The sequence below is a fragment of the Achromobacter sp. UBA4530 genome (genome assembly GCF_002388205.1).
In the GTDB taxonomy this organism is placed as follows: domain Bacteria; phylum Pseudomonadota; class Gammaproteobacteria; order Burkholderiales; family Burkholderiaceae_B; genus Achromobacter; species Achromobacter animicus.
This window is the reverse complement of record NZ_DGMA01000007.1, coordinates 293,339-305,406: the sequence shown is the minus strand read 5'-3', so window position 1 is coordinate 305,406 and position 12,068 is coordinate 293,339. Positions and strand designations below refer to the sequence as shown.

General features: G+C 64.4%; 11 protein-coding genes. 6 read left to right on the top strand and 5 right to left on the bottom strand.

Annotated features, from left to right (window positions below; translation table 11 throughout):
- Positions 1–129 precede the first annotated feature (129 nt).
- From glnH to glnQ, 3 genes are all read left to right on the top strand, one after another.
- A complete protein-coding gene (gene glnH, locus B2W22_RS05675; RefSeq protein WP_175121679.1) occupies positions 130–882 on the top strand; it encodes a glutamine ABC transporter substrate-binding protein GlnH in 753 nt (250 codons plus the stop codon).
- A gap of 165 nt (positions 883–1,047) precedes the next feature.
- Entirely contained in the window at positions 1,048–1,704 is a 657-nt protein-coding gene (gene glnP / locus B2W22_RS05670; RefSeq protein ID WP_175121678.1) for a glutamine ABC transporter permease GlnP, read from the top strand.
- Positions 1,701–2,429, top strand: coding sequence for a glutamine ABC transporter ATP-binding protein GlnQ (gene glnQ / locus B2W22_RS05665; protein ID WP_175121677.1), 729 nt, complete (start codon positions 1,701–1,703; stop codon positions 2,427–2,429). The genes glnP and glnQ overlap by 4 nt, the downstream gene beginning before the upstream one ends.
- 67 nt (positions 2,430–2,496) lie before the next feature.
- Here glnQ and B2W22_RS05660 read toward each other — a convergent pair whose 3' ends face one another.
- Genes B2W22_RS05660 through gmk form a run of 3 tightly spaced genes read right to left on the bottom strand, consistent with a single transcriptional unit; the run spans position 2,497 to position 5,694 of the window.
- Entirely contained in the window at positions 2,497–4,791 is a 2,295-nt protein-coding gene (locus B2W22_RS05660) for a RelA/SpoT family protein (protein WP_175121676.1), read from the bottom strand.
- A gap of 22 nt (positions 4,792–4,813) precedes the next feature.
- Positions 4,814–5,017, bottom strand: a complete 204-nt coding sequence (gene rpoZ, locus B2W22_RS05655; protein WP_006219679.1) for a DNA-directed RNA polymerase subunit omega — start codon at positions 5,015–5,017, stop codon at positions 4,814–4,816.
- Positions 5,018–5,061: 44 nt separating this feature from the next.
- The gene (gmk, locus tag B2W22_RS05650) at positions 5,062–5,694 is read right to left on the bottom strand and encodes a guanylate kinase (RefSeq protein WP_175121675.1); all 633 of its coding nucleotides are present in this window, start codon (positions 5,692–5,694) and stop codon (positions 5,062–5,064) included.
- Positions 5,695–5,952: 258 nt separating this feature from the next.
- Between gmk and B2W22_RS05645 the strand changes: the two genes are divergently transcribed.
- Positions 5,953–6,723 carry an SDR family oxidoreductase gene (locus tag B2W22_RS05645; RefSeq protein ID WP_175121674.1) on the top strand — a complete coding sequence of 257 codons (771 nt, stop codon included), beginning with the start codon at positions 5,953–5,955 and terminating at the stop codon, positions 6,721–6,723.
- A 95-nt stretch (positions 6,724–6,818) separates the two neighbouring features.
- Here the strand turns inward: B2W22_RS05645 and B2W22_RS05640 are convergent, their stop codons facing one another.
- Positions 6,819–7,415: a C40 family peptidase gene (locus B2W22_RS05640; protein ID WP_175121673.1), complete on the bottom strand. Its 597-nt coding sequence runs from the start codon at positions 7,413–7,415 to the stop codon at positions 6,819–6,821.
- Positions 7,416–7,783: 368 nt separating this feature from the next.
- Between B2W22_RS05640 and B2W22_RS05635 the strand changes: the two genes are divergently transcribed.
- Both B2W22_RS05635 and B2W22_RS05630 read left to right on the top strand, forming a co-directional pair.
- A complete protein-coding gene (locus B2W22_RS05635) occupies positions 7,784–9,283 on the top strand; it encodes an AMP nucleosidase (RefSeq protein WP_370633028.1) in 1,500 nt (499 codons plus the stop codon).
- A 158-nt stretch (positions 9,284–9,441) separates the two neighbouring features.
- Entirely contained in the window at positions 9,442–11,001 is a 1,560-nt protein-coding gene (locus B2W22_RS05630; protein ID WP_175121672.1) for an amino acid permease, read from the top strand.
- Between the two features lie 49 nt (positions 11,002–11,050).
- Here the strand turns inward: B2W22_RS05630 and B2W22_RS05625 are convergent, their stop codons facing one another.
- A complete protein-coding gene (locus tag B2W22_RS05625; RefSeq protein ID WP_175121671.1) occupies positions 11,051–11,983 on the bottom strand; it encodes a YicC/YloC family endoribonuclease in 933 nt (310 codons plus the stop codon).
- Positions 11,984–12,068 lie beyond the last annotated feature (85 nt).

Genomic DNA, 12,068 nt, shown 5'->3' with positions numbered 1-12,068 from the left:
CCGTTCCGCCGGGCTCCATCCGATGCGTTAACATCGTCGATAAGTTGCGCCGGCGAACCCGGCGCGGCCCAGGAATCATGCCCTTACAACAAGCCCGGGGTGCCTGGCGCTCCCCAAGAGGAGAGTTTCATGATCAAACGTAAAGTCGCCGCCGCTATGGTGGGCCTGTCCCTGACCCTGTTCGGCGCCGCGTCGGCCGCTCAGGCCCAGGGCAGGGAATTGGTGGTGGCCACCGATACCGCTTTCGTGCCGTTCGAATTCAAGCAGGGCAACACGTACGTCGGCTTCGACGTCGATCTGTGGGCGGCCATCGCGAAGGAACTCAACCTCAAGTACAAGCTGCAACCGATGGACTTCGCCGGCATCATTCCCGGCCTGCAGACCAAGAACATCGACGCCGCGCTGGCGGGCATCACGATCCGCGACGACCGCAAGAAGGTCATCGACTTCTCGGATCCCTACTACGAAAGCGGCCTGGCCATCCTGGTGGGTGAAAAGAACACCGACATCAAGGACGCCAAGTCCCTGGCCGGCAAGACCGTCGCCGTCAAGACGGGCACCGCGACCGTGGACTTCCTGAAGGCCCAGGTGCCGGACGCCAAGCTCAAGCTGTTCCCCAACATCGACAACGCGTATCTTGAACTGGCCACCGGCCGGGTCGATGCCGCCGTCCACGACACGCCGAACGTCCAGTATTACGCCAATACGGCCGGCAAGGGCCGCGTGAAGGTGGTCGGCTCGGTCAAGAGCGGCGACTTCTACGGCATCGCCTTCCCGAAGGGCAGCGAACTGGTCCCCGAGGTCAACAAGGCGCTCGCCAACCTGAAGGCCAGCGGCGAGTACGACGCGATCTACACCAAGTGGTTCGGCAAGAAGCCCTGACCGGCTCGGCAAGCGGCACTTTTCACGGACGCGCCGTGTAAGCTGCGGTGAAGGACCGGGTCCGGCGCGTTGCCGGATTCGGTGGTGGCAAGCGCCACCGCTCCCGACCGCGAGGCGCGTCCGCCATGATGCGGGCGCGCCGCTGCGCGCCATAGGGGGAAGATCGTGGAGTTTGACTGGGCTGTCATCGAGGAAGCGTTACCCAATCTGCTGACGGGTACGCTCATGACCATCAAGATCACGTTCTGGGGCCTGGCGGGCGGCTTTCTGCTCGGGGCGCTGTCGGGCGTGACGCGGGCCTACGGGAACGCGATCTTGTCGGGCATCGCGCAGGTTTATGTCGCGGTCATCCGCGGCACGCCGATCGTGGTGCAGGTCATGTTCATCTACTTTGCGCTGCCGCTGCTGGCAGACATCCGGGTCGACGCCGAATTCGCGGCGATCGCCACCCTCATCATCAACTCGGGGGCGTACATCTCGGAGATCGTGCGGGGGGCGCTGCTGTCGGTCCATAAGGGCCTGAAGGAAGCAGGGCAGGCGATGGGCCTGCCGTTTCACAAGATCCTACTGCACATCATTGGTCCCGTTGCATTCCGGCGCATGATTCCGCCGCTGGGCAACCAGTGCATCATCAGCCTTAAGGATTCGTCGCTGTTCATCGTGATCGGCGTGGCGGAACTGACCCGTCAAGGGCAGGAAATCATGGCCAGCAATTTCCGGGCGGTCGAAATCTGGTCCGCCGTGGCGATCATCTATCTGATCCTCACGGGGCTGATGGCGTTGACCCTGCATCTGGTCGAAAAGAGGATGCGCATCATATGAGCATGGTTGAATTTCATAACGTCACCAAACGCTTTGGCGACTCGACGGTGCTGAACGGCATCTCGCTCAACATCGATGCTGGCGAGGTCGTGGTGGTGGTCGGGCCGTCAGGCTCGGGCAAGTCCACTTTCCTGCGTTGCATCAACGTGCTGGAGACGATCAACGACGGCGACCTGCTGGTCGATGGCCTCAGTGTGAAAGGCGACCCGGCCACCGTACGCGAGATCCGGCGCGAGGCGGGCATGGTGTTCCAGCAGTTCAATCTGTTCCCGCAGATGACGGCACTGGAAAACGTCATGTTCGGACCCGTCCACACCCGGGGCCAGAGCCGAGACGAGGCCCGTCAGCTTGCTCAGGGGTTGCTGGCAAAGGTGGGTCTGGCCGAACGCATGAATCACTACCCTTCGGAACTGTCCGGGGGGCAGCAGCAGCGTGTGGCAATTGCCCGCGCGCTGGCGATCATGCCCAAGCTGATGCTGTTCGACGAGCCCACGTCTGCGCTGGATCCCGAGCTGCGTCACGAAGTGCTGAAGGTCATGCGCGACCTGGCCGAGGAGGGGATGACGATGGTGGTCGTCACGCACGAGATGGAATTCGCGCGCAAGGTCGGCAGCCGGCTGATCTTCATCGATGCCGGCAAGATCGCTCATGATGGTCCGCCGGAGGAGCTGCTCAGCAATCCGCCCAGCCAGCGCTTGAAGGACTTTCTGCAGCACGTGACCTGACGTGACGCAAAAAAGGCGTCCGGCTTGTGGCCGGACGCCTTTTTTGGTGTGCGCGGTAAGGAGGGCCTCAGCCCTTCACGCGGACGATCTTCTGCACCTGCGGCACGTGCCGGATGGCGCGGATGACCTGGGCCAGATGCTTGCGGCTGTCGACCTGGATGGTCAGGTGCAGCGACACGGTGGACACGGCGTCGTCGTGCATCGTGACATGCATGATATTGGCGTCGGCGGCGGTAACTTCCGCTGCCAGCCGTCCCAACACGCCGCGTTCATTGCGCGTGACGATGTCCAGACGCGTCGCCAGATGCTTGGCGGTCTGCGCATCCCAGCCCACGTTGATCCACCGCTCGGGCTCGCGCAGGCGCTGGCGCAACGCGACGGGGCAATCGGCCGTGTGCACCACCAGGCCGTGACCCATGCGCATTCCGGCCACGATGGGATCGCCGGGCAGCGGACCGCAGCAAGGCGCAAGCTGCACCGCCTGGCCTTCGTTGCCCTGGATCAGGATGGGCGCGCTGCGCGCCGAGGTCAGTTCGTCGACCGCGGCGGCCGTGGTGGCGACCAGTTGGTGCTCCGGCGCAAATCGGCGGGCAACCACCGCGGCAAGCCGCTTGCCCAGCCCGATGTCGGCCAGGATTTCCTCGCGCGAACTGGCGCCGGTGCTGCGCGCCAGCTTTTGCCAGCCCGGGTCGTCGGTGGCGGGCAAAGGCATGTGCAATTCCTGCATTGCCTGGGCCAGCAATCGTTCGCCGAAAGCCACCGACTCTTCGTACTTGACGGTACGCAGGTAGTGGCGGATTTCAGAACGCGCCCGGCCGGTGCGCACATAGTTCAGCCATTGCGCATTCGGTCGCGAGGCCGGCGACGTGACGATTTCCACGGTGTCGCCGCTGCTCAGTTCGGTGCGCAGCGGCACGAACTCGCCATTGACCTTGGCCGCGACGGCCTGATTGCCGATGTCTGTGTGAATCGCGTAGGCGAAGTCGACGGGCGTGGCGCCGCGGGGCAGCGAAATGATCTTGCCGCGCGGCGTAAAGACGTACACGGCGTCCGGGAACAGGTCGACCTTGACGTGCTCGAGGAATTCGCCTGAATCGCCAGTCTGGCTCTGAATGTCCAGCAGCGATTGCAGCCATTGGTGCGTGCGCTTTTGCAGGTCGTTGAGCGTCAGATCCGCGCCCTTGTATAGCCAGTGCGAGGCGACGCCTTCCTCGGCGACGTGGTGCATGTCGCGCGTACGGAACTGGAACTCGACCGGCGTGCCGTAGGGGCCGACCAGCGTCGTGTGCAGGGACTGATAGCCATTCACCTTGGGGATGGCGATGTAGTCCTTGAACTTGCCGGGCACCGGGCGGAACAGCTGATGCAGCGTCCCCAGCGCCAGATAGCACTCGGGCAGCGTATGAACCACGATGCGGAAACCGTAGATGTCCAGCACGTCCGAGAAGGACTTTTTCTGGTCGACCATCTTGCGGTAGATGCCGAACAGCGTCTTCTCGCGGCCGCTCACTTCGGCCTCGATGCCGGCGGCGGGCAGGGCGGCCCGTACGGAGTCGGCGATCTTGGTGATGACCTCGCGGCGGTTGCCGCGCGCAGCCAGGACGGCCTTGTACAGCACCTGGTAGCGGTTCGGGTGCATCGCGGCAAAGCACAGGTCCTGCAGTTCGCGGAACAGCAGGTTCAGGCCGAGCCGATGCGCGATCGGCGCATAGATGTCCAAGGTTTCGCGGGCGATTCGGCGGCGCTTTTCGGGATTGACCGCGTCCAGCGTGCGCATATTGTGCAGCCGGTCGGCCAGCTTGATGAGGATGACGCGCACGTCGCGCGCCATCGCCAGCAGCATCTTGCGGAAGCTCTCTGCCTGTTGTTCGGCCTTGGTGGCGAAGTCCAGGCGGTCCAGCTTGGACAGGCCATCGACCAGCTCGGCGACTTCCGGACCGAATTTCTCGGCCAGCTCGTGCTTGGCGATGCCCTGGTCTTCCATCACGTCGTGCAGCAGGGCGGCAGACAGCGCGTTGACGTCAAGCTTCCAGCCCGCGCAGATTTCGGTGACGGCGATGGGATGAGAGATGTAGGGCGAGCCGCTCGCGCGGAACTGGCCCAGGTGCGCCTGGTCCGCAAAGCGATAGGCTTCGCGCACGCGCTCTACATCATTCTTGTCGAGATAGCTGCCGATGATTTCGGTCAGCGGCGCCAGCGAGGCGACCGGGGATCCGGTCGCGTCCGCCGCTTCTTGTGCGGCGACGGACGGTGGCGTGGGGGAGTTCTTGTCTTTCTTGCCCGTGCGGCGCCCGAGACGGGAGCCGGCACGTAGTGCGGCAAGCAGACCAGATGAAGCGTACTTCAGCCCGGGAAAAGCCATGCTTGCAGCCCCCCGGAGCGTATCAGGTGGGAACTTTACGCAGCATTTCCACGCCGGTGAGTCCGCCAGCGATTTCGCGCAGGGCCGTGACCGTGGGCTTGTCCTTGCTGTCCAGGCGCGGGGCGTGGCCTTGCGCCAATTCACGGGCGCGGTAGGTCGCGGCCAGCGTGAGCTTGAAACGATTGGGGATTTGATTCAGACAGTCTTCGACAGTGATGCGAGCCATTAGGACACCTGGTGCTGATGGATGATGGGGAGAATGCGTTCGGCTCAGTGTTCGGCCGGGATGCCAAGTTGCGCAAACAACTCGGCGTGACGGGCGGCCTGAGACGAAAAACGCAGCCGTGCGGCGCTGACGATTTGGGTCAGCTCCGACAGGGCTACGCTAAATTCTTGATTAATAATAACATATTCGCATTCAGGCGCATGGGCGATTTCGCCGCCTGCGGCCATCAACCGGCGGGCGATGACTTGGGGCTCATCCTGACCCCGTGCCTTGAGGCGGCTTTCGAGCTCGTCGATGGACGGCGGCAGCACGAAAATGCCGATCGCGCGCGGAAAACGCTGCTTCACCTGGCGCGCGCCTTGCCAGTCGATTTCCAGCAGCACGTCGCGTCCCTGGCTGGTCGCCTCGTCGATGCGGTCGCGCGGCGTGCCGTAGAAATTGCCGTGGACCTCGGCCCATTCCAGCAGGTTCTGCGCTTCGCGCATGCGCTTGAAATCGTCGATCGACACGAACCGGTACTCGCGGCCGTCTTCTTCGCCGGGGCGGGGCGCGCGCGTCGTGCAGGAAATGGAAAGCAGGATGGAGGAGTCCTGGGCAAGCAGGGCCTTCACGAGGCTGGACTTGCCGGCGCCGCTGGGCGCGACGACCATGAAGACGTTTCCGGGAGTGGCGTGCATGAATGAATGTGACCGGCTGTGATGCTGAGACTCGAAGAATAGCAAATCGCGCGGTTGGCCGCGCGGTCCGGCAACGTGTTAATCCATGCCGGGCCGACGTTGGACACAGGCGGCCGACGCGCAGTGTGGGCGGCGCAACGGGCGCGTGTCATCCCTTTGGCGGGAATGTAGAAAGTGTGTCGCGCCTGGAACCTTCGCTTGCAGCATCCGTGAGACGATTCGGGTAGGATTTCGCGCATTCATAAGACGGAGAATCCGATGAACACGAACGAGATCGATCCGCCCCGCGTCGCCCTGGTCACGGGCGCCGGCACCGGCATTGGCCGCGCAGTCGCGCTGGAATTCCTGGCGCAGGGTTACCGGGTCGTGCTGGCGGGCCGCCGGCGTGAGCCCCTGGAAGCCACCCGGACCGCTGCCGGGGAAGACGGTCTGCGGGCGCTCGTCGTGCCCACGGACGTATCCGACGAGCAGGCAGTCCGCGATCTCTTTGATACCGCCCAGCGCGAGTACGGCCGCCTGGACGTGCTGTTCAACAACGCCGGGCGCGGCGCGCCGGCCGTGCCGATCGAGGAATTGCCGGTTGCGGTATGGCGCGAAGTCGTCGACACCAACCTGACGGGCATGTTCCTGTGCGCGCAGGCTGCGATCCGCATCATGAAAGCGCAGAACCCGCGAGGCGGGCGCATCATCAACAACGGCTCGATTTCCTCGCACGCGCCGCGGCCGTTTTCCATTGCCTACACCGCCACCAAGCACGCGGTGACCGGGCTGACCAAGTCGATCTCCCTGGATTGCCGGGCGTACAACATTGCATGCGGCCAGATCGATATCGGCAACGCCGCCACGGAAATGACCGAGCGCATGGCTGCCGGCATCCTGCAGGCCGATGGCAGCACCAAGGTCGAACCGCGCATGGACGTTGCGCACGTGGCGCAGGCCGTGGCCGCAATGGCCCGTCTGCCGCTGGACGCGAACGTGCAATTCATGACGCTCATGGCCACCAACATGCCGTTCGTGGGCCGGGGCTGAGCGTCATTTAAGGAACGAAACCGCCGGCACGAGCGTGCCGGCGGTTTTGCGTTTATCCCCAGGCGCCCAGTGGGCGCCGTCCGCCGGCCTTGCGCTTAGCGTGAGGCCTGAGCAAGCAGTTGCTTGGGCGGGGTATCCAGATAGGCGCGGGCGCCCAGGTAACGTTTGGACCAGTAGGCCGTCTTCATGTCGTCGACGCGCACCTTGGTGCCGCGGCGGGGGGCATGAACGAACTTGTTCTGGCCAATATAGATGCCGACGTGCGAGGTGACGCCGCGTCCACGGGTGGCGAAGAACACCAGATCACCGGGGCGCAGTTCCTTCTTGGCGGACACGGTCTTGCCTTCGCTGCGCTGGGCGCGCGCGGTGCGCGGCAGCTCCAGGCCCGCGATTTCGCGGTAGACATACAGGACGAGCCCGCTGCAATCGAAGCCGTCGGCGTCATCGCCGCCCCAGCTGTAGGGCGTGCCGATGGCCTCCAGGCCGGCCTGCACGACGCGCTCGCGCAGCGTCAGGACGGTGGGCTCTTGCGCGAGGCTTAAGCCGCTGAGGGTGGGGCGGGCTTGTTCGGCGGCCAGCGAGGCTTGGGCGGCGCCAGGAATCCAGGAGAGCGTCAGGGCCAGCAGGGGCGCTGACAGAAATGCGGGCGTACGGAATTGGGTAAAGCGAAACTTTCGCGTGGGCGGCGTCATTACGTCACTTCAGAAATCGGAGTGGGCGGCATGGCTTTGCCTACGAGGCAAGCCGGCGGAAAGGGGAGCGGTTTCCAGGCAGAAAGCAAGAAACGCCTCAAGATTATAGTGTAATAATGTTTCATTACATTTGTAGTGCAATGCAGCATAATCGCCGGCCTGTTGTTACTGTGCGCCCACCGCGCCACGTAACAGGCTCATCGGAAATCGCGTATGCGCGGGCCGTTGTGTGCGATAGCCACGACGGCGGCCCCGATGACATTTCATTGCCCAACGCCTCGGGCATAATCGACCGCATCGGCCGTCGGTATTGCCGTTGCGCAAAGCCGATGCCAGAAAAGACAGATAAGAAGGCGGAGTAAAGCTCAATGATGAACGCAGTACACCCTTTGTCGTCCATGAACCGGCCTGAGGCCCTGCCGTTTGAACCCTTCCAGGACGCGCTGTCCGCCGTAGACCGGCTGGCGGAAATCTACGCGCGCAATACGGCTTTCCTGCGTACCGCGTTTCGCGAGGTCCTGAAGGGCACGGGCAATGGCAGCGCGCGATTCCGCGCCTACTACCCGGCCATCCGCATCGTCGTGGAAACCTACGATCCCATCGACACCCGGCTTTCCTATGGCCACGTGGCCGAACCGGGTTACTACCAGACCACCATCACACAGCCGGTCCTGTTTCGCGATTACTTGATCGAGCAGATCGGCCAGTTGTTGCAGAACCATCGGGTGGCGGTCGAAGTGGGCGAGTCGGATTCCCCGATTCCGCTGCATTTCGCGTTTCCCGAGGGCGCCTACGTGGAAGGCGAGCACCTCGAGGCGCTCAAGCGCCCGCTGCGCGACCTGTTCGACGTGCCGGATCTGGCGGTCACCGATGACGCCATCGTGAACGGATCGTGGCGCGGCAAGGAAGGCGAACCCAAGCCGCTGGCGCCGTTTACCGCGCAGCGCGTGGATTATTCGCTGCACCGGCTGCAGCACTACACCTCGACGGCGCCCACGCACTTCCAGAATTTCGTGCTGTTCACCAACTACCAGTTCTATGTCGACGAGTTCTGCGCCCGGGCCCGCGCCCTGATGTCCAGCGGCAACGAAGACTACGAAATGCTGGTCGAGCCCGGCAACCGCATCACGCGCCGTGGCGAAAGCGGTCCGGGCGACGAGGCCCAGGCCGTGCGCTTGCCGCAGATGCCGGCTTACCACCTCGTGCGCGGCGATCACTCCGGCATCACGTTGGTCAACATCGGCGTCGGACCGTCGAACGCCAAGACGATCACCGACCACATCGCCGTGCTGCGCCCGCACGCGTGGCTGATGCTGGGTCACTGCGCCGGCCTGCGAGATTCCCAGCGCCTGGGCGACTACGTCCTGGCGCACGGCTATGTCCGTGAAGACCACGTGCTGGATGACGATCTGCCCACCTGGGTGCCCGTGCCGGCGCTGGCGGAAGTGCAGGTGGCGCTGGAACAGGCGGTCGAAGAAGTGGCCGGGCTGTCCGGTTGGGACCTGAAGCGCATCATGCGTACGGGCACCGTGGCGACAATCGACAACCGCAACTGGGAATTGCGCGACCACGTCGATCTGGTGGAACGCTTTGCCCAGTCGCGCGCGATTGCGCTGGACATGGAATCGGCCACGATCGCGGCCAACGGATTCCGCTTCCGGGTGCCTTACGGCACCTTGCTGTGCGTGTCGGACAAGCCGCTGCACGGCGAATTGAAACTGCCCGGCATGGCCAGCGCCTTTTACCGGCGCCAGGTCAACCAGCATCTGGAAATCGGCATCCGGGCGCTGGAGCGGCTGCGCGACATGCCGCCGGAGCGGCTGCATTCGCGCAAGCTGCGCACGTTCATGGAAACGGCGTTTCAATAAGATGGCCGCTGCCGGGAGGCCTCCGGGGCGAATCCGTCCCCAGCTCCCGGCCATTTTTCATGTCGGGGCCGATTGCGCTATTCTCGCGCGTTGCTCGGTAATCCCAGGGCGTTCGCAGCGTATTGCGCGAGCGCCATCCAGACGTGAAGGAACGCATTTTGGCACCATCGGAACACGATGACCGTCGCTCAGGCGGCACGCGCAACGCGCAGGCGGACAGGCCGTCCGAATTGCGGCGCACGCTGTCGGCGCGCCACCTGACCATGATCGCGGTCGGCGGGTCCATCGGCACCGGACTCTTCGTGGCGTCGGGCGCGACCATCGCCAAGGCCGGCCCCGGCGGTGCGCTGCTGGGCTATGTGCTGATCGGCATCATGGTCTATTTCCTGATGACCAGCCTGGGCGAACTGGCGGCCGCCATGCCGGTGTCCGGCTCGTTCTCGACCTACGGCGCGCGCTATGTCGAAGACGGCTTCGGCTTCGCGCTCGGTTGGAACTATTGGTACAACTGGGCGGTGACGGTGGCGGTCGACCTGGTCGCGGCGCAGCTCGTCATGGCGTACTGGTTTCCCGACGTGCCCGGCTTCTATTGGAGCGCGCTGTTCCTGGCCATCACTTTCGGACTGAACGCGATGTCCGCCCGAGGGTTCGGCGAGGCCGAATTCTGGTTTGCGCTGATCAAGGTGATTGCGGTGCTGGCCTTCGTCACCATGGGCGTGATGATGCTGCTGGGCATCATCCGCGGTGGCGAGACGGGCGGGTTGGCCAACTGGACGGTGGGCGACGCGCCCTTCGCAGGCGGCTTTGCCGCGCTGATCGGCGTGGCGATGGTGGTGGGATTTTCGTTCCAGGGCACCGAACTGATCGGCATTGCCGCAGGAGAGTCCAAGGATCCGGCCCGCAATCTGCCGCGCGCGGTGCGCCAGGTGTTCTGGCGCATTCTGCTGTTCTACGTGGCGGCGATCCTGGTCATCGGCCTCTTGATTCCCTATACCGACCCGCACCTGCTGCGCAACGATGTCGAGGACATCAGCGTCAGCCCGTTCGCGCTGATCTTCGAACGCGCGGGACTGTTGGGTGCGGCCTCCGTGATGAACGCCGTGGTGCTGACGTCGGTGCTGTCCGCCGGCAATTCGGGCATGTATGCGGCCACGCGCATGCTCTACAGCCTGGCGCGCGAAGGCAAGGCGCCGCGGATCTTCGGCCGGATTTCACGTAGCGGCGTGCCCCTGTGGGCGCTGCTGGCCACCACCGTCGTCGCGGCGCTGTGCTTTTTCACCTTCCTCTTCAGTCCCAACGACGTCTATATCTGGTTGCTCAATACGTCGGGGATGACTGGGTTCATTGCGTGGCTGGGCATTGCCATCAGCCATTACCGGTTCCGGCGGGGTTACGTGAAGCAGGGCAACAGCCTGGCGGATCTGCCGTATGTGTCCCCGTTCTTCCCCTTCGGTCCGATCTTCGCGTTCGTGCTGTGCCTGATCATCACCTTGGGTCAGAACTACCAGGCGTTCCTGGAGGACAAGATCCAGTGGGGCGGCGTGGTCGCCACCTACATCGGCATTCCGCTCTTCCTGCTGATCTGGGCCGGCTACCGCCTGACGCGCGGATCGCGCTTCGTCAGCTACCGCGACATGCGTTTTCCGGACGCGCGCGCCCGTAGCGAATACCTGGATTCGGCCCTGCGGGGCGAGCCGGCGACGGGCGAGAGCCGCTAACAGGGTGGCCGCCAGGCGGGGGTAGCAACCCCCGCGGGCGCCGCGCCCCTTACTCGATGTTCTGCGCCTGCTCGCGCATCTGCTCGATCAGCAGCTTCAGGTCCATGGCGGCGCGGGTGACTTCCATGCTGCCGGCCTTGGAACCCAGCGTGTTGGCTTCGCGGTTCATTTCCTGGAACAGGAAATCCAGGCGCTTGCCCGCGCTGCCGGCGTTCTTCTTGCCGGCCGCGGGCTTGCCGCCGCCGTCGGACAGCAGGTGACGCAGTTCTTCCAGGTGCGAACGCAGGCGGGACAGTTCTTCGGCCACGTCGATGCGCAGGGCAAAGAGGTTGGCTTCCTGCGACAGGCGTTCGGACAGTTCCGCGCCGGAAATGTGCGTGAATCCGCCGGGGAATGCGGATTCGACGCTTTCGCGCAGCTTGGCGGCCTGGCGCTCGCGGTGGTCAGCCAGCAGTTGCGGCAGATGCGCCTGCACGATGTCCACGACGCGCGCGACGCCATCGGCGCATTCGCGCATCATGCCGGCCAGGCGTTCGCCTTCGCGCTCGCGGCCTTCCTGAAGCTGTGTCAGGGCCTGCTGCGCGGCCTGCAGGCATGCGGCGCCCCAGATCTGCGGGTCCAGGGCGTCGTTGCCGCGCTGGCCGGGCCAGTTGAACAGTTCGGCCAGACGCGGGGATGCGATGTCCGGAATGATGCGGCGCGCGGCCTGCAGCTGTTCGGCCAGGCTGTCGAGCCAGGCGGGATCCAGCTTGGACAAGTCGGCGTTGGCCGCACGGGTGAAGGACACGCGGATTTCGACCTTGCCGCGGGCCAGGTTGGTGGTCAGCAGCTCGCGCAGGGGCGTTTCCACGTGGCGCAGTTCGTCGGGAAGACGGAAATACAGGTCGAGAAAGCGGCTGTTGACGCTGCGCAGTTCTATGGCAAGAGTGCCTTGTTCTAAGTCTGCTCGGGCGTTGCCGAAGGCGGTCATGCTGCGGATCATGGTGTGCGTGTCCTGGTGATTCTTGGAATAGGAGCCGGTTGCGCCGGGGCCCGCGGCGCCCAGGTCCTGGGCAGCGGGTCTGTGT